Source organism: Klebsiella michiganensis, from assembly GCF_015139575.1.
In the GTDB taxonomy this organism is placed as follows: Bacteria; Pseudomonadota; Gammaproteobacteria; order Enterobacterales; family Enterobacteriaceae; genus Klebsiella; species Klebsiella michiganensis.
Window position 1 is genome coordinate 5835622 of sequence record NZ_AP022547.1, and the last position, 19868, is coordinate 5855489.

The following is a 19868-nucleotide window of genomic DNA, read 5'->3' on the forward strand; positions in this document are numbered from 1 at the left end:
AACATATAAATAAAAATATGGCACGCTGATTGCTATTTCTTTTTCAGATACCTGAAAAGATGAAGGAATATGCAATGCGAGAGATGTACATCGCAACCCATGGCCGCTACGCAGAAGGGATAGTGTCGGCATTAAATCTGCTGATTGGCGACGACCATGGCGTCACGCCCGTCTGCGCCTACTGCGGTGAAATTGAGTCAACGGCTGAACTGGCCATCCGCTTTGACGCTATCGCCCGGCAGGCGGCCGGTCGCGGCAATGAGCTGGTGCTGTTTACCGATATGCCCGGCGGAAGCGTCAACAATACCGCCGTACAGATGATGGTCAAATATCCCCACGCGCACGTCATCAGCGGCGCCAGCCTGATTATGCTGATGGAGTTTTGCATGTCGGAACACGTCGAAACCGCGCAGCGGCTTCAGGATGCCGTCGCCGCCGCCAGCGGGGCGATGCAGTACATGAATCAGCTGCCGGAAATCATCGCGGCGCGCCAGGCTGCGCAGCACAAAACGCAGGACAATATTGATGATTTTTTTGCCGAAGAGGGAAACCCGTGACTATCGCACTCGAAGCGCTTGATGCGCGCTATCTCTCGCCGCAGCCGAGGTTAAATCATACCTGGCTTAACGCGGCAATCGGCGAAGTGCTGACGCAGCTCGACGCCATGCTGCCGCGCTTTACGGCAATCTTTCCCGCCGCCAGTGCGACACGGGGCCGCTATGAAAGCGTGGAGAAAGTCGACTGGACCGAGGGATTCTGGACCGGCATGCTGTGGCTCGCCTGGGAGGTCACCGGCGATGATAAATATCGGGCGGTGGCGGAAAGCCTGCTCGATAGCTTTGAAGAACGTCTCGATAAGCAGATTAAAGTGGATACCCACGACCTGGGCTTTCTCTATCTCCTCTCCTGCGTTAACGCCTGGAAGCTCACCGGCAACCTGCGCGCACGCGAACTCGCCCTGCGCGCGGCCGAGCTGCTCTATCGCCGCTTTAACGCCACGGCGGGCGTCATTCAGGCCTGGGGAGATTTAAACGACCCGGCGCGTCAGGGGCGGATGATCATCGACTGCAATCTCAATGTTCCGCTGCTATTTTGGGCCGCCAACGAAACCGGAAATCAACGGTGGCGCGAGGCCGCCAGCCGTCATCTGGCGCAGGCGGCACGCTATCTGGTGCGTGAAGACGCCTCTACTTTCCATACATTTTATATGGATGTTCATAGCGGCCAGCCGCTGCGCGGCGATACGCACCAGGGATTCAGCGACAGCTCCTGCTGGGCGCGCGGCCAGGCGTGGGGAATTTATGGTTTCGCGCTGGGATACGCCCACACCGGCGATGCCTGGCAGCCCGAGCTCTCCCGCCGGCTGGCGCACTATTTTCTTAACCGCTTACCGGAAGATTTTGTCTGCTACTGGGATCTGATTTTTACCGCCGAAGATAACCAGTACCGGGATACCTCTGCGGCGGCGATCGCGGCCTGCGGTCTGGCGGAACTGCTGAAGCTATTACCGCTCACCGACCCGCTGCGTCCGGCCTACGGCAACGCTATCGAACTGATGATGCGCAATTTACGCGAGCGCTACTTTGCCCACGCGCAGGACGGCCTGCTGCGCGAAGGCGTTTATAACTTTGGCCGCAATATGGGCATTAACGAACCTAACCTCTGGGGCGATTACTTCTATTTCGAAGCCCTGGTTCGCCTTTCCCGCGTCTGGACACCCTACTTTTGCTAACTGGAGCTACACCATGATTTCTTTAGTACGTATTGACGATCGTTTAATCCACGGACAGGTTGCCGTGGTCTGGACCAAGCATCTGGGCGTGAACCGCATCCTGGTCGCCAATGACCAGATCGTGAATAACGAAGTGCAGAAAATGTCGCTGCGCATGGCGGCTCCAGATACCGCAAAGTGCGCCATTATGGCGGTGAAGGACGCGGGCGATGTGCTTAACGACCCGCGTTCGGAAGCCATGAAAATTATGGTGATCGTTAACAATGCCGCCGACGCCCGTCGGCTCGTCGAACAGGCGCCGGGGATAAAAACGCTGAACGTCGCTAACTTTGGGCGCATCACCGACAACCTGGCGGCGAAAAAGCGCATTAGCGATACCGTCTACGTGACGCCGGAAGATGTGGCGGATTTCCACGCTATCGCCGACCGCGGCGTTGCCGTTGAATATCAGGTCCTGCCATCTCATCCGGTGAAAAACCTGATTGAGATGCTGGATAACGCCGCCAGTTAAGCGAGGTCGCTATGTTAACTTCCGCAATTCTTGTTGCTGTCATTATGTTTCTGGTGAAAACCGCCGACCATACGCTGGGTCAACCGCTGATTGAACGTCCGCTCATCTGCGGCGCGCTGGTGGGGCTGGCGCTGGGAGACCTGCAACAGGGCATTATTATCGGCGCCACGCTGGAGCTGATTTTCCTTGGCACCATCACCATCGGCGGCTCGGTTCCTGCCGACCTTGCGGTGGGGTCAGTACTGGCAACCGCTTTTACGATTCTGACCCACGCGGAGCCGCCGGTGGCCGTTGCGCTGGCGCTGCCTATCAGCCTGCTGGCAGTCTTTGTTTATCAGGTGCTGAAGCTGGTCTATACCGCTCTGGTTGAAAAATACGATGCGCTACTGGAACAGGGGCGTGACCGTGCGGCGCTGGGTTTGACGCTCGGTATGACCTTCTTTTACGGCATCCCCTTCGCCCTGATCGCCTTTTTTGGCGTGCTCTTCGGCACCGAGGTCATCCGCAGCCTGGTCGAGAGCATTCCGGGTACGGTCATGCGCGGCATGACGGCGGTTGGCGGCATTCTTCCGGCGCTCGGGTTCGCCATTCTGCTGAAGGCGCTGTGGAACCGTAACATCGCCGCCTTCTTCTTTATCGGTTTCGCTATGGCGGCCTATCTGCAATTGCCGATTATGGGGATTGCGATTATTGCAGCCTCGGTAGCGGTCTATCTGTGCTTTAACGAATTCAATCAGCTTAAAGCGAATAAACAAACGGCAACGGCGGCCGCGTCCGCCTCAGTTGACGATAAGGATGGGTTCTTCAATGACTGATATCCAGACACAAAGCGTTAGCGCTTACGCCGATGATAAAAGCGAGAAAAAGCTTTTTCGTCAGCTTTTTATCCGCCAGTTTCCGCTGCTGGGGTCGATGAACTTCACCCGTATGGAGGGATTAAGCTACGGCTGGGCGCTGGCGCCAATGCTGAAGAAAATCTACGCCAACGACCCGCACCGTTATCTTGAGTCGCTTAAGCGAAACAGCCAGTTCTTCAATACCAACCAGCATCTGGCGCCCTTTATTATGGGCCTGACGCTGTCGATGGAAAAAGAGAATGCCGCCAACCCGAACTTTGATACCTCCAGTATTAACGGCATCAAAGTGGCCTTAATGGGGCCATTTGCCGGGGTCGGTGATTCCTTCTTCTACGGCGTGCTGCGTATTATCGCCACCGGGATTGCCATTGGCCTGGCGTCGCAGGGTAATCCACTGGGGCCGCTGCTGTTCTTGCTGATTTACAATATTCCCAGCTATCTGCTGCGCTATTACGGCGGCGTCATGGGTTACCGTTTAGGCTCGAAGTATATCGCCGAAGCGACGCAGTCCGGGCTGCTGAGCTGTATCACCAAAGCCTCATCAATTATGGGTTTAATGATGGTGGGGGCGATGAGCGCCAGCATGGTGAAGTTTACCACCACCTTTAAAACCACCATCGCCGGGCAGCCCTTTGTACTGCAGGAGATCCTCGACAAAATTTGCGTCGGGTTAATTCCTCTGCTTTTAGTCCTGGGCTGCCTGAAGCTGCTCAATAAAAAGGTCAGCCCCAATAAGGTGTTAATTATGCTAATTGTCTTCGGCTTTGCCGCTGCGGGTATTGGCATAATTTAACCCATCTCCTGGCTCCCTTTAATAAAAGGGAGCCGTCCTCTTACTCGTGATATGTATCGACGCAAATAAAAAATCAGTCAGTGTCTAATTAACGCTCAACACATTAAAGCAACATCATGTATTTTAAGAACTTTATATTCTGGCACAGCAATTGCTATTTAATAAGTGTCTTTTATTTCTCTCCAGAAATCATGGCACTTAATAAATCCTACAGGAATTAAAATGAAAACATTACGCACGCTATTGATCGGCATCCCGCTGTCCTGTTTTACGCTAAATACGCTTGCCGCGGCAACCTGGGTTGATAATCGCTACGCGCATACTACGGCTTCTGAGAAAAATCAGTATAAAATAGGTCTGGGTCATATATTTGATAATGGCGCCGGTGTTCTGGCCTCCGCCATGTACGACCTCGGACAAGATTTTAATCAAATGAAAAGCTCCTTTCAGGAGTTTGAAGGCTGGTATCCGATCCCGCTTAATGAAAAATGGACGCTGACGCCGGGCGGATTAACCGATATTGATAGTAAAGGAACGAAGCTGGCGCCTTATATCAGCCTCGATTATAAAATCAGTAAATCTTTAAGTTTTAGCAGCCGCTACCGCTATAACCATATGACCCATAAAGATCGCGATTACAACGGCTATATGGATTACAACGACAGCCATCAGTTCGACCTGTATCTTAATTACCAGGCGACTGAGAAACTGTGGCTTCAGTTCAACCCGGAGTTCTTCGTCAACACAAACGACTTCAATGCCTCTAACGGGCAGAAAACTCACTGGGAACCAAGCATTGTGGCGCGCTACCGCGTCGATAAACACTGGCTTCCCTATGCGGAAGTGGCCTGGCTCGATCAGGATCAGAATCACGACGATCAGGTGCGATTCCGCCTCGGCATTCGCTATTACTTCGATTAAACCCCGCAAGGGCAGCGAAGCTGCCCTTCTCATATCGCCGTCAGGCTTACTGCAAACGCACGATAAACGGAGAGAAAACGGCACTGCCGCCGGCGTTTTCATGCGCGCCACGCGCGTAAATGCCCATACGCGCGCCGATCCATTTTCCCGCACCGGCGGAAAACGACGGCGTCACCTGCTGCCATTCACGCTGCGTAAGCCGATAACGAAAGCGGACTATCCCGTCGTAGTCCACCCGGAACCCCAGCGCAATCTCGTTGCAACCGACGATCGCCTCAAGTTCGATGGATTCTTGATGCGTTTCACCGCGATCGTCTATCCATCCGTGGCACAGCGATAGCTGAAGAGTCGGCGCGCAATACCTCACGCGCAGTGCGGCAAAGCGTTGGCCGTAAATCGCGATTCCCGCTTCATCGCCATCCTGAGAAAACATCGGATGAACCGCTGTCTGCACGTGAAAACGTTCAGCGGGAAATTTTTGTAGCAGCAATTGAGGTAAACGATACAGGCTGATATCGGAAGCGGTCGGCGCGCAGCGCAAGCGTAGCCCTTGCGCATGCGGCATTAGCCAGCGGCGCTGGGGGTTTGCCTGCCATTGCCATTGAAGGCCGGGCTGGCCGCACGGGAAATCGTCGCTGGTCTGCAAACAACATAGAGCAAGAGGCAGCGCGGGTAAGCGATGCAGGCTTACGGGCTGCCCCTTACCGTGATCGTCAAGGCGTTGCCCAATTTGCGGCCAGCCGTCAGCCCGCCAGCTTAGCGGCTGAAGATGCACTATGCGGCCGTACACGCCTTTATCCTGAAAGTGGAAAAACCAGTTTTCACCGTTCTCCAGTTCAACCCACGCCCCCTGATGAGGGCCATTTATCGGTGAATCTCCCTGATGCAGAACATCGCGACTTTGCCATGGACCAGATAGCGTCGGGGCGCGCATGACCGTTTGCCAGCCTCGCTTGACGCCTCCGGCCGGAGCGAATATCCAGTATTCGCCGTTGCGCTTATATAATTTGGGGCCCTCCAGAGTGGGATGGGAGGGCGTTCCGTCAACAACGATCTGGCCGTTATCCAACAGCCGGGATGCATCCGGCGCCATTTCAAAAATCTGGAGCTTGTTTTTCACCCCGCTGCGGCTGAAAGCGAAAGCGTGAATCAGCCAGGCCCGTCCATCATCGTCCCAGAACGGACAAGGGTCTATCCAGCCAGGGGAAGCGTTCAGGCAATAGGGTTCGCTCCACTCGCCTCGCGGATCCCGGGCGTGGGAAACAAAAATACCCTCGTCGGGCAAACTGTAGAAAACCCAGAACAGGCCCCCATGGAAACGAATGGAGGGCGCCCAAATCCCCTTTCCCGGCTGAACGCTGTCGTATTCAGGCGAAGGCAGGCGTTTAACAATATGGTTAACGATTTGCCAGTGGATGAGATCGCGAGAGTGGAGAAGCGGTAAGCCGGGCAATTGATGGAAACTGGAAGCCACCATCCAGAAATCATCGCCTGTGCGAATGACATCGGGATCGGCGTAATCGGCATGAATCACGGGGTTTTGATAGAACAGCGGCATAGTGGGGGACCTTTTATTGTCGACTGTTCGTCGTGTTGCAATAAGCGGACCACCGGATAAAAAAGCTTAATTAACAATGAAATAAACATACCTTCAGACACAAAAAAAGCGCCCCCAGGGCGCTCTTTCGACAGTAGCTTTACGCTTATTTATTCAGTTCCGCAGTCATGTGCACGCGGTTACCGGTAAACGCTTCGGTAATTTTGTAAGACGAAGCGCCAGCGGCCTGGGCCTGAGCGGCGATTTTCGCTTCCGCACCGTCCATCGTTGCGGCGGTCGCGGTCACGGTTTCCGCAGCGAAAGAACCAAAAGAAGCGGCCAGAGCGATAACTGCGACAAAAGTTTTGATGCTTTTCATGATATAAACCCTTTACGTTAGTTGTTTGAATAAGGCGCCGTGCCTTGATGTGATAAATAGTAGCCCTCACATCGCCAAACAAAAAGCGGAAGGATTTGTTGTCATCATTCAAAAAAACTGACTTAAATTTAACCCGCGATTAACCGCTGCGGGTGCGTGTAAACGGTAGCCCTGCCCGGCTTGCAGAATCCCACCAGCGTCAGGTTGCAGCGCTCGGCGACGTCAACCGCCAGCGTGGTCGCGGCAGAGACCGCAAAGAGGATTTCCACCCCGCACATGGCCGCCTTCTGCACCATTTCATAGCTGGCGCGGCTGGAGACCAGCGCCGCGCCGTTCTGCCAGGCGCCTTCTGATTCCGCGCGGTGTCCCAGGAGCTTGTCCAGCGCCACGTGGCGACCCACGTCTTCATGGCCGCCCGCGAGCTCGCCGGAAGGACTTACCCAGGCCGCGGCGTGAGTACAGCCGGTAAGGCGGCCTATCGGCTGAAAATCATGCAGGTGCGCCAGCGCGCGATCGAGATTCGCCAGATCGAACGTCTGGGTAAAGGGCAGCGGCTGCACGGGCTTCCCGATATCGTTGAGCTGCTCAACGCCGCATACGCCGCAGCCGGTGCGTCCGGCCAGCGCGCGACGGCGCTCTTTCAGCCCCATGAAGCGGCGGCTGGAGAGTTCGATTTGCACTTCCAGGCCGTTACAGGCCTGAACGACGTCCATACCATAAATCTCGCCCCGGTTTTCGATAATCCCTTCGGATAAGGAAAAGCCGACGGCGAACTGCATCAGGTCTTTCGGCGTCGCCATCATCACCACGTGCGAGATGCCATTATAAACCAGCGCAACGGGTACCTCTTCAGCTAACTCGTCTGGCTGAGGATGTTGCAAATTTTGGCGCTTCCAGAGCGACACCTGGCGATAACCTGTGATATCTGTCACATTTTCGATTTGTTCAAGAGGCTTCTTGTTCACTTTGTCTTAACCGTATTGGAACAGGCATACACACAATGTGGTATTCTGTTTATATCCCTTCGGGAACGAGGGAAATTACCCCCAATTCTGAACCTTTGCGGCCCTTACCGCAAAGCAAATAACTATACGTGACAATGTCGAAACAAGGAGCGAACCATGCAGGTCAGCAGAAGGCAGTTCTTTAAGATCTGCGCTGGCGGTATGGCAGGAACCACGGCAGCGGCACTGGGCTTTGCGCCCGGTTTAGCACTCGCGGAAACACGGCAGTACAAGCTGCTGCGCACCCGCGAAACCCGTAACACCTGCACTTACTGTTCCGTTGGCTGCGGGCTGTTAATGTACAGCCTCGGCGACGGCGCAAAAAATGCCAAAGCGTCTATCTTCCATATCGAAGGTGACCCGGACCATCCGGTCAACCGTGGCGCGCTCTGCCCTAAAGGGGCCGGTCTGGTGGACTTTATCCATTCCGAAAGTCGCCTGAAATTTCCGGAATACCGTGCGCCAGGCTCTGATAAATGGCAGAAAATCAGCTGGGATGAAGCGTTCGATCGCATCGCTAAGCTGATGAAAGAGGACCGCGACGCCAACTTTGTCGCGCAGAATAGCGAAGGCACCACCGTCAACCGCTGGCTGACCACCGGTATGCTGTGCGCCTCCGCCTCCAGTAACGAAACCGGTTATTTAACCCAGAAATTTACCCGCGCGCTCGGTATGCTCGCGGTCGACAACCAGGCGCGCGTCTGACACGGACCAACGGTAGCAAGTCTTGCTCCAACATTTGGTCGCGGTGCGATGACCAACCACTGGGTCGACATCAAGAACGCCAATCTCGTCGTGGTGATGGGCGGCAACGCCGCTGAAGCTCACCCGGTTGGATTCCGCTGGGCGATGGAAGCCAAGATTCGCAACGGCGCGAAGCTGATTGTGATCGATCCGCGCTTTACGCGTACCGCGGCGGTAGCTGATTTCTATACCCCAATTCGTTCCGGTACTGACATTACCTTCCTGTCAGGCGTCATCCTGTACCTGTTGAACAACGAAAAAATTAACCGTGAATATACCGAGGCTTACACCAACGCCAGCCTGATCGTGCGTGAGGATTACAGCTTTGAAGACGGTCTGTTCAGCGGCTACGACGCCGAAGCCCGCAAGTACGATAAAACGTCCTGGAACTATGAGCTGGATGAAAACGGCTTTGCCAAACGCGATACCACGCTGCAGCATCCGCGCTGCGTCTGGAACCTGCTGAAGCAGCACGTTTCCCGCTATACGCCAGAAGTTGTCGAAAACATCTGCGGAACGCCAAAAGCCGACTTCCTCAAAGTCTGCGAGTACATCGCGGAAACCAGCGCGCACGATAAAACCGCCTCGTTCCTGTACGCGCTGGGCTGGACGCAGCACTCCATCGGCGCGCAGAACATCCGTACCATGGCGATGATCCAGCTGCTGCTCGGCAATATGGGCATGGCGGGCGGCGGCGTAAACGCCCTGCGCGGCCACTCCAATATTCAGGGTCTTACCGACCTGGGACTGCTTTCGCAGAGCCTGCCTGGCTATATGACGCTGCCGAGCGAGAAACAGACTGACCTGCAAACCTACCTCGCCGCCAACACGCCGAAACCGCTGTTGAAGGACCAGGTGAACTACTGGGGTAATTACCCGAAATTCTTCGTCTCCATGATGAAGGCCTTCTTTGGCGATAAAGCCACGGCGGAAAACAGCTGGGGCTTTGACTGGCTACCGAAGTGGGATAAGGGCTACGACGTCCTGCAATATTTCGAGATGATGAACCAGGGCAAAGTGAACGGCTATATCTGCCAGGGCTTCAACCCGGTAGCGTCGTTCCCGAACAAAAACAAGGTTGTCGCGTCGCTGTCGAAGCTTAAGTTCCTGGTGACCATCGACCCGCTCAACACCGAAACCTCCACCTTCTGGCAAAACCACGGGGAGTCGAACGACGTCGATCCGGCGAAAATCCAGACCGAAGTGTTCCGCCTGCCGTCCACCTGCTTCGCCGAAGAGAACGGTTCTATCGTTAACTCCGGCCGCTGGCTGCAGTGGCACTGGAAAGGCGCGGACGCCCCGGGGATTGCGACCACCGACGGTGAGATCCTCGCCGGTATCTTCTTACGCCTGCGCAAGATGTACGCCGAACAGGGCGGACCGGCGCCGGAACCGGTGCTGAACATGACGTGGAACTACGCCACGCCGCATGAACCAGCGTCGGAAGAAGTAGCGATGGAGAGCAACGGCAAGGCGCTGGCAGACATTACCGACCCGGCAACCGGGGCGGTGATCGTCAAGAAAGGCCAGCAGCTCAGCTCATTTGCGCAGCTGCGTGACGACGGCACGACTTCCAGCGGCTGCTGGATCTTCGCCGGTAGCTGGACGCCTGACGGCAACCAGATGGCGCGTCGCGATAACGCCGATCCATCGGGCCTCGGCAATACGCTGGGCTGGGCATGGGCGTGGCCGCTTAACCGCCGCATTCTGTATAACCGCGCCTCCGCGGACCCGCAGGGTAAACCGTGGGATCCGAAGCGCCAGCTCCTGAAATGGGACGGCGCGAAGTGGGGCGGCGTGGATATTCCAGACTACAGCGCCGCGGCGCCGGACAGCGATGTCGGGCCGTTTATCATGCAGCCGGAAGGGATGGGGCGTCTGTTCGCTATCGATAAGATGGCGGAAGGGCCGTTCCCGGAACACTACGAGCCGTTTGAAACGCCGCTGGGCACCAACCCGCTGCACCCGAACGTGGTCTCTAACCCGGCCGCTCGCGTCTTTAAAGGCGACCTTGAGCAGATGGGCAAAGCGGAAAAATTCCCTTACGTCGGTACTACTTACCGCCTGACCGAGCACTTCCACTACTGGACCAAGCACGCGCTGCTTAACGCTATCGCGCAGCCGGAACAGTTCGTGGAGATCGGCGAGAAGCTGGCGAACAAGCTCGGCATCGCCCATGGCGATACCGTGAAGGTCTCCTCTAACCGCGGCTATATCAAAGCCAAGGCGGTGGTGACCAAGCGTATTCGCACGCTGAAAGCGGACGGTAAGGATATCGATACTATCGGTATTCCGATTCACTGGGGCTACGAAGGCGTGGCGAAGAAAGGGTTTATCGCCAATATCCTGACGCCGTTTGTTGGTGATGCGAACACGCAGACGCCGGAGTTCAAGGCTTTCCTCGTGAACGTGGAAAAGGCGTAACGGAGACGAATTATGGCTTATCAATCGCAAGACATTATCCGTCGTTCCGCGACTAACGGCTTCACCCCCGCGCCCCGCGCGCGGGACCATCAGGAAGAGGTGGCGAAGCTTATCGACGTCACCACCTGTATCGGCTGTAAAGCCTGCCAGGTGGCCTGTTCCGAGTGGAACGACATCCGGGATGAAGTCGGTCACAACGTCGGGGTGTACGATAACCCCGCCGACCTGACCGCCAAATCCTGGACCGTGATGCGCTTCTCGGAAGTGGAGCAGAACGACAAACTGGAGTGGCTCATCCGTAAGGACGGCTGTATGCACTGCGCCGACCCGGGCTGCCTGAAGGCCTGCCCGGCGGAAGGGGCAATCATTCAGTACGCCAACGGCATCGTCGACTTCCAGTCCGAGCAGTGCATCGGCTGCGGCTACTGCATCGCCGGCTGCCCGTTCAACGTGCCGCGCCTGAACCCGGAAGATAACCGCGTCTACAAATGTACGCTGTGCGTGGACCGCGTTAACGTTGGCCAGGAGCCGGCATGCGTGAAAACCTGCCCGACCGGTGCTATCCACTTTGGCTCCAAAGAGGATATGAAAACGCTGGCGGGCGAGCGCGTCGCCGAGCTGAAAACCCGCGGTTACGACAACGCGGGCCTGTACGATCCGGCAGGCGTTGGCGGCACGCACGTGATGTACGTGCTGCACCACGCCGACAAGCCGAATCTGTACCACGGCCTGCCGGAGAACCCGGAAATCAGCGCCACGGTTAAGTTCTGGAAAGGGATCTGGAAGCCTCTCGCGGCGGTCGGCTTTGCGGCCACCTTCGCCGCCAGCATCTTCCACTACGTCGGCGTCGGTCCGAACCGCGCGGAAGAGGAAGAGGACAATCTGGATGAAGAGAAAGACGAGGTGCGCAAATGAAAAGACGTGACACCATCGTGCGCTACACCGCGCCGGAGCGAATCAACCACTGGGTCACCGCCTTCTGCTTCGTGCTGGCGGCGGTGAGCGGGCTGGGCTTTTTCTTCCCGTCCTTCAACTGGCTGATGCAAATCATGGGTACCCCGCAGCTGGCGCGTATTCTGCACCCGTTCGTGGGCGTGATTATGTTTGCTTCGTTCATCATCATGTTCTTCCGCTACTGGCACCACAACCTGATCAACCGGGACGATATTTTCTGGGCGAAAAATATTCGCAAGATTGTCGTCAACGAGGAAGTGGGCGACACCGGGCGCTATAACTTCGGCCAGAAATGCGTGTTCTGGGCGGCGATTATCTTCCTGGTGCTGCTGCTGGTGAGCGGCGTGATCATCTGGCGTCCGTACTTTGCGCCGGCCTTCTCCATCCCGGTTATCCGCTTCGCGCTGATGCTGCACTCCTTCTCTGCGGTGGCGCTGATTGTGGTGATCATGGTGCATATTTACGCGGCGCTGTGGGTGAAGGGTACCATTACCGCGATGGTGGAAGGCTGGGTCACGAAGACCTGGGCGAAGAAACATCACCCGCGCTGGTATCGTGAAGTCCGCGAAAAGCAGGATAAGCGCCAGTCGTAGGCCCGAGCGCGTTGTTCGTCTCTGAAATGGCGTCGTATATCGACGCCATTTTTTTGCGGATAACGCGCTGTTTTGACAACGTTAGCCAGAGTGCGCTGCAGGCGGGAGCGGCACGTTTCCCGTTTCGCTTAGGCCATGGCGCAGGGCAGCTAATCCTAACGGTGCATAGTCGGGGGTATCGATATCAGGTATCGTAGCGCACACATTGCGATGTCGTGGCTATATCCCGTATGCCGATTGCGGTTATCATTAATGACATCACCAGAGCGGGCGCATGATGCCCGCCAAATCGCAGAGCGGACGCGACCATCGCCGAATCTGCTGAAACCAGGAAGTGACTGAATGAGCATTCGTATCATCCCGCAAGATGAGCTGGAAAAGAGCGAGAAACGCGCGACGGATATGATCCCGCCGTTGTTGTTTCCCCGGCTCAAAAATTTATATAACCGTCGCGCCGAACGCCTGCGCGAACTGGCTGAAAATAACCCGCTGGGTGATTACCTGCGCTTTGCCGCGCTTATCGCCCACGCGCAGGAAGTGGTGCTGTACGACCATCCGCTGCAGATGGATCTCACCGCGCGCATCAAAGAAGCGAACGACCAGGGTAAACCGCCGCTGGATATCCACGTTTTGCCGCGCGATAAGCACTGGCACAAGCTGCTGCATTCGCTGATTGCCGAACTGAAGCCGGAGATGAGCGGCCCGGCGCTGGCGGTCATCGAGAATCTGGAAAAAGCCTCCGAGCAGGAGCTGGAACTGATGGCAAGCGCGCTGTTTGCGTCCGATTTTGCCTCTGTCAGCAGCGATAAAGCGCCGTTTATCTGGGCCGCGCTTTCGCTCTATTGGGCGCAGATGGCCAGCCTGATCCCCGGAAAGGCCCGCGCTGAATATGGTGAACAGCGTCAGTTCTGCCCGGTTTGCGGCTCGATGCCGGTCTCCAGCATGGTGCAAATTGGTACCACACAGGGCCTGCGCTATCTGCACTGCAACCTGTGCGAAACCGAATGGCACGTGGTGCGCGTGAAGTGCAGCAACTGCGAACAGACGCGCGATCTGCACTACTGGTCACTGGATAACGAGCAGTCGGCGATTAAAGCCGAAACCTGCGGCGACTGCGGTACCTACCTGAAGATTCTCTATCAGGAAAAAGACCCAAAAGTGGAGGCCGTAGCCGACGACCTCGCCTCGCTGGTACTGGACGCACGGATGGAACAAGAGGGCTTCGCCCGCAGCTCCATCAACCCGTTCCTGTTCCCTGGCGAAGGGGAATAACGGCAGGCATCATGTCGGGCGGCGCCTGCTGCCCGGCTCACCATTGATAATGGCGTAAACACTCCCGGTATGCCGGCAAAATCTTTGGTTTTGCGAGCCGCTTTCCAGAATCACTTCCCGACGAAAATCCCCGGTTTTCTTTTGCTCACAATCAGGCTATAACACTGTATATCCAAACAGCTTAAGGGAATGAAAAATGGCGCTTGAAAAGGGTATCGCAGAGCTGGTGCGGGAATTTATCGATGCGGGCCGCCCCTCATCGCGCGAACAGAATATTGATGACCGGAGACGCGGCTATCTCGCCAGTACGGTACTGGCTGGGGAACAGGAAAAGCGCGTTCAGGTAGAAGATATCGAGCTCGACGGCATGGCATTTCGCGTTGTCTCTCCCCTTAACGCTTCCGGAGCACTGCCTGCCATTATCTATTACCACGGTGGCTGCTTTATCAGCGGCGGTTTCGCCACGCATGACCATCAGCTCCGCCAGCTGGCATACCACAGCGGCTGCCGCGTTATCGCCGTGCAATACCGGCTGGCGCCGGAGCATACTTTCCCTGCCGCCCATGACGATGCGGAGAGAGGCGCGCTGATTATTCACCGCCGCGCGGAGCAGTTAGGTATCGACGCTTCCCGTATTACGCTGGCTGGCGACAGCGCCGGGGGACACCTGGCATTAGTGACCGCCCTGCGGCTCAAAACAGCACAGGCCTGGCAACCCGCGCAGCTGGTTTTGATTTACCCGATGCTGGACGCCACCGCCAGCATGAAGAGCTATATCGATAACGGTAAAGATTACATCATCACCGAAGATACCCTGCTCAGCGGCTATGAAATGTACCTTTCCGCGACGGCGCTCCACCATCCGGAAGCCAGCCCGCTGTGGCGTAAAGACTTTCACGGCTTACCGCCGGTGCATATTCTGACTGCGGAATACGACCCTCTGCGTGATGAAGGCGAAGCGCTTTATCAGCGCCTGCTTGAGCAGGGCGTTGACTGCACCTGTCAGCGTTATCTCGGGGTGATTCACGGCTTCTTTCAGCTGGGCGGCATCAGCCCGGCGGCCGGCAGCGCGATGAGAGATATCGCCTGGCGGGTTAAAACACCAGGCCGATAGTTAAGCGTAAAGGGAGACTACTCCTCTTCGTTACCGCCCTCTTCATAGGGGCCGAACGGTTTCGCGGGAAGAACAATATAGATACCCTCAAAAACCGCGCCCAGCCGCTCGTCGCCAAATAGCTCAACCTGCAGCTGAACGCGCGCTTTGCGGCCTCGCGCCAGCCGGTCAAGATCGCCGCTTAACGAGCCAAGATCGGCAACGGCGCTGGGGCGTCCGCTAATAGGCTGACTGTAGCGGATATGCGCATCGGCAAGAATAATTGTGCCGCCAAGATGCCGCTCGCGCAGCATCAGCCAGATAAGCCCCCAGCCGGTTAACGTTGCCTGAGAAAACAGGCTGCCGGCGAACAGCGTATGGTGCGGGTTCTGGTTACCGGCTTCCGGCATGGTGGTGATAAACTTTTGCCCGGTATACTGCTGAATGCGCACGCCCATTTTCTCGCTGAGAGGGATGTGCTGATACCAGGCCTGCTGCAGCTGAGCGCACCAGTCGCCGCGATGTAAAATATCGTCCAGCGAGGCTATCGGCTTAATCATCAGAAAATGACGGATCGGCGTGGTCGTCGGCGTCGTGATTTCGCCCTGGTTCACAAAACCGAGCTTAGCGAAGAACTCCACTGCATCTTCGCGGGCGCTACAGGTCACGCGCTTAACGCCTTCCTGACGGGCGACGGACTCCAGCGTCATCGCCATCAGGGTTCCCAGCCCTTTATCCTGTACTGACGGATGGACGGCCATAAAACGGATAGAAGCTTCGTTTTCCGCATTCACATACAGCCGCCCGACGGCAACCAGATTGCCCTCTTCATCGACCACCATTTGATGGTGCGCCATCGCATCCCACGCATCGCGCTCGGACCCTTTCGGCTGATGCAGCGGCTTACGCAGCATCTCCCAGCGGAACTGGTAGTAGCTCTCTAACTCTTCTTCTGTTTGCGGTACACGAAGGTGATACATAGCTGTACTCTCTTTTGTTACCCGCAGCCTGCCCGGAAGCTGGCTCATACCTGCAACCAAAAGGTCACGGGACCATCATTCACCAGAGAAACCTGCATATCGGCAGCAAATCTCCCGGTCTGCGTATTCATTTGCTGCTGGCGGCAGCGCTCAACGAAATACTCGTACAGCGCTTCCGCTTTATCCGGTGCAGCCCCTTTCGAAAAACCAGGACGCATCCCGCGTTCGGTATCGGCTGCCAGCGTAAACTGCGAAACCACCAGCACGCTGCCGCCAGCCTGCTGCACGTTCAGATTCATTTTGCCTTCAGCATCGCTAAAAATACGGTATCCCAGCACGCGCTCGCACAGGCGGTTCGCCTTTTGCTCATCATCGTCTCTCTCGACGCCTAACAGCACCAGAAGCCCGGGGCCGATTTCGCCCGTCACTTCACCCTCCACGGTAACGCTAGCTCGGGATACGCGTTGAATTAATGCAATCATGATTGTTCTGTTTCTTCTTTTTTCAGTTTGCGGTATTCACCGAGAGTGACAGTAATTTCAGCGCCAAGCAAGACGATACACCACGTCCAGTACACCCAGACAAACAAAATAGGCACCACGGCAAGCACGCCATAAATCAGCTGATATGACGGGAACGCAGTGATATATAAAGCAAAAGCTTTCTTACCCGCCTCAAAGAGCAGCGCCGCGACCAGGGAACCGATTATCGCATCGCGGTTACGCACCTCGGCCGTCGGCACAATGCTGTAAAGCAGCCAGAATGCTACCCAGGATAAAATGAGCGGAAAAATACGCAGCACATCGTCAATCACGCTATTCAGGTCGCTGGCCCAGCGTAACGACAGGAGATAGGAGCTGATCGCCAGGCTGGCCCCCGCCAGCAGCGGCCCCAGGGTAAGGATCATCCAATAAACCGCAAAGGAGTAGGTTTTGGGCCGGGTTCGGGTACTGCGCCAGATGGTGTTCAACGCGCTATCAATCGAATACATCAGCAGCAGCGATGTCACAATCAGGCCGAAAGCGCCCACGGCGGTCATCCGGCTGGAGTTGGCGACAAACTGCTCAATATAGCCCTGAATGACATCTCCGGTTGCCGGAATGAAATTGGCGAAAATAAAGTGGCGAATCTGAATACTGACATCAGAAAACATCGGAAATGCCGCGAACAGCGCGAACACGACGGCAATCAGCGGCACAAGGGAGAGTAACGACACGTAGGCAAGATTGCCTGCCAGGGTCGTCATATTATCTTCATCAATACGCCGCCATAACAGCTTTAGCCAGGCGACCAGCGGCCGCAGATGGCGCGTTGTTTTTTGATGAACGGTTTTTAGCATAGCTGTTTAGCAAAGTAGTTGGGGATGGTTTCCTTCCCGGTCACCAGAATACTGGTTATGCCCAGCTGGTTAGCCCCGGCGATATTGTCCGCGTTATCATCGAAGAAGACCGTATCGTCAGCGGCGAAACCTTCAGCGTCGAGGACGCTCTGATAGATCCGCGCTTCCGGTTTACGCATCCCCATCTCTTGAGAAAGATAGATATGATCAGCAACGGCGCGTATCTCAGGGTACTCATCCGGCCAGAAAGTCGTATGCAAACGGTTCGTGTTGGACAGAACCACAACGCGATGCCCCTGCTCGCGTAATTTTTGCATAATCGCGATAACCTCCGGGCGCAGGGCAACGAAAACCGCCTGCCAGCCGTGGGAGAACTGCTCGTAGCTTAGCGACATGTTCATTTCATGGCACATCGCCGCCGCAAAATCTTCGTCGCTGATTTCACCGCGCTCATGCTGGTGGAACGCTTCGCCCATGGTGAAATGCTGCTGCAGCGTCGCAAGGGGAATGCGCGTTAAATCACTCCACGTCCCGAGCACCCGGTTGAAGTCAATATCGACAATCACATTACCTAAATCAAAGATATAGAGCATGGTCCTCTCCTTTTGCACCGTGGAAAATTAACTGTAGCGGGAAAGGGGGAGTTTGACTACGGGCGGCAGGGCTTTGTACAAAAAAGAAACCCTGCCATTGAGGCAGGGTTCAGATAGCAGAAAGAAGCGTTAATTAATCTTCTTTCGCACCGCGCATCGCGCGTTTACGGTCGTTCTCGGTCAGGTGACGTTTACGGATACGGACAGAAGTCGGGGTGACTTCTACCAGTTCGTCGTCATCGATGAACTCCAGAGCCTGCTCCAGGGTCATCTTAACCGGCGGAACCAGAACCGTTGCTTCGTCAGTACCGGACGCACGCATGTTGGTCAGTTTCTTACCGGTCAGGCAGTTTACCGTCAGGTCGTTAGAACGACTGTGAATACCGATAATCTGGCCTTCGTAAACTTCTGCGCCGTGGCCCAGGAACAGCTTACCGCGATCCTGCAGGCTGAACAGTGCGAACGCAACCGCTTTACCCTGGCCGTTGGAGATCAGAACACCGTTCTGACGCTGACCCACATCACCCGCACGAACGTCGTCGTAGTGGCTGAAAGTGGAGTACAGCAGACCGGTACCGGAGGTCATGGTCATGAATTCTGAACGGAAGCCGATCAGACCACGGCTTGGGATCACGTAGTCGAGACGTACGCGGCCTTTGCCATCTGGATTCATGTTTTTCAGATCGCCTTTACGCTCACCCAGCGCCTGCATCACAGAACCCTGGTGCTGCTCTTCAACGTCCAGCGTGACGTTTTCGAACGGCTCTTGCTTACGGCCATCGATTTCGCGGAAGATAACTTTCGGACGGGAAACCGCCATTTCGAAACCTTCACGACGCATGTTCTCGATAAGAACGGACAGGTGCAGTTCACCACGGCCAGAAACGCGGAATGCGTCTGCATCCGGCGTTTCTTCAACGCGCAGCGCGACGTTATGTACCAGCTCTTTGTTCAGGCGGTCAAGGATCTGACGAGAGGTAACGTACTTACCTTCTTTACCACAGAACGGCGAGGTGTTAACGCAGAAGAACATAGAGACGGTCGGCTCATCAACGGACAGCGCCGGCAGCGCTTCAACATTCTGCGTATCGCAGATGGTGTCAGAGATGTTCAGTTCGCCCAGACCGGTGATCGCGATAATATCGCCAGCTTCTGCGACGTCGCTCTCGATACGCTCAAGGCCCAGATGGGTCAGAACTTTACCGACTTTACCGTTACGGGTTTTGCCTTCGCTATCAATGATAGTGACCTGCTGGTTCGGCTTCACTTTACCGCGCTTGATGCGGCCGATGCCGATGACGCCAACGTAGTTGTTGTAGTCCAGCTGGGAGATTTGCATCTGCAGCGGGCCATCAAGGTCAACGTTCGGCGCCGGTACGCGATCGACGATGGTTTGATACAGCGGCGTCATGTCTTCAGCCATATCTTCGTGATCCAGACCCGCGATACCGTTCAGCGCAGAAGCGTAAACGATAGGGAAGTCCAGCTGCTCGTCGGTAGCGTCGAGGTTAACGAACAGGTCGAATACCTGATCGACAACCCAGTCAGGACGCGCGCCCGGACGGTCAACTTTGTTGATAACAACAATTGGCTTCAGGCCATGAGCAAAGGCTTTTTTGGTCACGAAGCGCGTTTGCGGCATCGGACCATCCATTGCATCAACGACCAACAGAACGGAATCAACCATGGACATGACACGTTCAACTTCACCACCGAAGTCGGCGTGCCCTGGGGTATCAACGATGTTGATACGGTAGTCATTCCATTTGATAGCGGTGTTTTTAGCCAGGATGGTAATCCCGCGCTCTTTCTCCAAATCGTTGGAGTCCATCACTCGCTCTTGAGTTTCGGCACGCGCGTCGAACGTACCGGATTGCTGTAGCAGCTTATCAACCAGGGTAGTTTTACCATGGTCAACGTGCGCGATGATGGCGATATTACGCAAATTTTCGATCACAACTTTGCCTCAGGCATTAGAAATAGCGCGTTATTGTACACGGATTAATCGCAGTACAAAACAGGATCACAAACATCCTCCGCAAACAAGTATTGCAGAGATTCTTTGTGATCGCTTTCACGGAGCGTTAAAAGGGTTATTAAAGGTCAATTGCACCAAATAAGTGCCCAATGTTCACACAAATG

Annotated in this window: 19 protein-coding genes; 11 read left to right on the plus strand and 8 right to left on the minus strand. The window is 55.7% G+C overall.

The genetic code is table 11. The annotated features are described in order from the left end of the window. Nucleotides 1-74: 74 nt before the first annotated feature. The 6 genes from JLG71_RS27280 to JLG71_RS27305 all read left to right on the plus strand — a co-directional run bounded on the left by JLG71_RS27280 (nucleotide 75) and on the right by JLG71_RS27305 (nucleotide 4814). Nucleotides 75-557 (plus strand): PTS sugar transporter subunit IIA, encoded by a 483-nt coding sequence (locus JLG71_RS27280; protein WP_014837007.1) that lies wholly within the window; start codon nucleotides 75-77, stop codon nucleotides 555-557. After that, nucleotides 554-1732, plus strand: coding sequence for a glycoside hydrolase family 88 protein (locus tag JLG71_RS27285; RefSeq protein ID WP_064358698.1), 1179 nt, complete (start codon nucleotides 554-556; stop codon nucleotides 1730-1732). The genes JLG71_RS27280 and JLG71_RS27285 overlap by 4 nt, the downstream gene beginning before the upstream one ends. 13 nt (nucleotides 1733-1745) lie before the next feature. Next, nucleotides 1746-2243 carry a PTS system mannose/fructose/N-acetylgalactosamine-transporter subunit IIB gene (locus tag JLG71_RS27290; protein ID WP_014837005.1) on the plus strand — a complete coding sequence of 166 codons (498 nt, stop codon included), beginning with the start codon at nucleotides 1746-1748 and terminating at the stop codon, nucleotides 2241-2243. 11 nt (nucleotides 2244-2254) lie between these two features. Further along, nucleotides 2255-3058, plus strand: a complete 804-nt coding sequence (locus tag JLG71_RS27295) for a PTS mannose/fructose/sorbose/N-acetylgalactosamine transporter subunit IIC (protein WP_014837004.1) — start codon at nucleotides 2255-2257, stop codon at nucleotides 3056-3058. Next, complete coding sequence (locus tag JLG71_RS27300) at nucleotides 3051-3893, plus strand: PTS system mannose/fructose/sorbose family transporter subunit IID (RefSeq protein ID WP_014837003.1); 843 nt, start codon at nucleotides 3051-3053, stop codon at nucleotides 3891-3893. Before JLG71_RS27295 ends, JLG71_RS27300 begins: the two co-directional genes overlap by 8 nt. Before the next feature lie 222 nt (nucleotides 3894-4115). Then, the gene (locus tag JLG71_RS27305; protein ID WP_014837002.1) at nucleotides 4116-4814 is read left to right on the plus strand and encodes an oligogalacturonate-specific porin KdgM family protein; all 699 of its coding nucleotides are present in this window, start codon (nucleotides 4116-4118) and stop codon (nucleotides 4812-4814) included. 46 nt (nucleotides 4815-4860) lie between these two features. Here the strand turns inward: JLG71_RS27305 and JLG71_RS27310 are convergent, their stop codons facing one another. The 3 genes from JLG71_RS27310 to fdhD form a co-directional block, all read right to left on the minus strand. Then, on the minus strand, nucleotides 4861-6372 hold the full coding sequence (locus tag JLG71_RS27310) for a glycoside hydrolase family 43 protein (protein ID WP_116280674.1): 1512 nt from the start codon (nucleotides 6370-6372) through the stop codon (nucleotides 4861-4863). Nucleotides 6373-6517: 145 nt separating this feature from the next. Beyond that, nucleotides 6518-6730, minus strand: a complete 213-nt coding sequence (locus JLG71_RS27315; protein ID WP_004127125.1) for a YdgH/BhsA/McbA-like domain containing protein — start codon at nucleotides 6728-6730, stop codon at nucleotides 6518-6520. A 128-nt stretch (nucleotides 6731-6858) separates the two neighbouring features. Next, a complete protein-coding gene (fdhD, locus tag JLG71_RS27320; protein WP_048263221.1) occupies nucleotides 6859-7695 on the minus strand; it encodes a formate dehydrogenase accessory sulfurtransferase FdhD in 837 nt (278 codons plus the stop codon). A 156-nt stretch (nucleotides 7696-7851) separates the two neighbouring features. Between fdhD and fdnG the strand changes: the two genes are divergently transcribed. The 5 genes from fdnG (at nucleotide 7852) to JLG71_RS27345 (ending at nucleotide 14835) form a co-directional block, all read left to right on the plus strand. Beyond that, nucleotides 7852-10902, plus strand: coding sequence for a formate dehydrogenase-N subunit alpha (gene fdnG / locus JLG71_RS27325; protein WP_108703559.1), 3051 nt, complete (start codon nucleotides 7852-7854; stop codon nucleotides 10900-10902). A gap of 12 nt (nucleotides 10903-10914) precedes the next feature. After that, on the plus strand, nucleotides 10915-11817 hold the full coding sequence (gene fdxH, locus JLG71_RS27330) for a formate dehydrogenase subunit beta (protein WP_014227375.1): 903 nt from the start codon (nucleotides 10915-10917) through the stop codon (nucleotides 11815-11817). After that, a complete protein-coding gene (gene fdoI, locus JLG71_RS27335) occupies nucleotides 11814-12449 on the plus strand; it encodes a formate dehydrogenase cytochrome b556 subunit (RefSeq protein WP_004107380.1) in 636 nt (211 codons plus the stop codon). Before fdxH ends, fdoI begins: the two co-directional genes overlap by 4 nt. Before the next feature lie 342 nt (nucleotides 12450-12791). Continuing rightward, nucleotides 12792-13721 (plus strand): formate dehydrogenase accessory protein FdhE, encoded by a 930-nt coding sequence (fdhE, locus tag JLG71_RS27340; RefSeq protein ID WP_004132861.1) that lies wholly within the window; start codon nucleotides 12792-12794, stop codon nucleotides 13719-13721. Nucleotides 13722-13917: 196 nt separating this feature from the next. Next, complete coding sequence (locus JLG71_RS27345; protein WP_064375283.1) at nucleotides 13918-14835, plus strand: alpha/beta hydrolase; 918 nt, start codon at nucleotides 13918-13920, stop codon at nucleotides 14833-14835. A gap of 17 nt (nucleotides 14836-14852) precedes the next feature. On the opposite strand, the gene fabY is transcribed toward JLG71_RS27345, so the two are convergent. The 5 genes from fabY to typA form a co-directional block, all read right to left on the minus strand. Then, on the minus strand, nucleotides 14853-15794 hold the full coding sequence (gene fabY / locus JLG71_RS27350; protein WP_009652900.1) for a fatty acid biosynthesis protein FabY: 942 nt from the start codon (nucleotides 15792-15794) through the stop codon (nucleotides 14853-14855). Nucleotides 15795-15838: 44 nt separating this feature from the next. After that, a complete protein-coding gene (gene dtd, locus JLG71_RS27355; protein WP_014227372.1) occupies nucleotides 15839-16276 on the minus strand; it encodes a D-aminoacyl-tRNA deacylase in 438 nt (145 codons plus the stop codon). Then, complete coding sequence (locus tag JLG71_RS27360; RefSeq protein WP_004127107.1) at nucleotides 16273-17133, minus strand: virulence factor BrkB family protein; 861 nt, start codon at nucleotides 17131-17133, stop codon at nucleotides 16273-16275. Before JLG71_RS27360 ends, dtd begins: the two co-directional genes overlap by 4 nt. Further along, nucleotides 17127-17726 carry a glucose-1-phosphatase gene (gene yihX, locus JLG71_RS27365; RefSeq protein WP_004127106.1) on the minus strand — a complete coding sequence of 200 codons (600 nt, stop codon included), beginning with the start codon at nucleotides 17724-17726 and terminating at the stop codon, nucleotides 17127-17129. Before yihX ends, JLG71_RS27360 begins: the two co-directional genes overlap by 7 nt. Nucleotides 17727-17859: 133 nt before the next feature. Continuing rightward, nucleotides 17860-19683: a ribosome-dependent GTPase TypA gene (gene typA, locus JLG71_RS27370; RefSeq protein ID WP_004127103.1), complete on the minus strand. Its 1824-nt coding sequence runs from the start codon at nucleotides 19681-19683 to the stop codon at nucleotides 17860-17862. Between the last annotated feature and the right edge of the window lie 185 nt (nucleotides 19684-19868).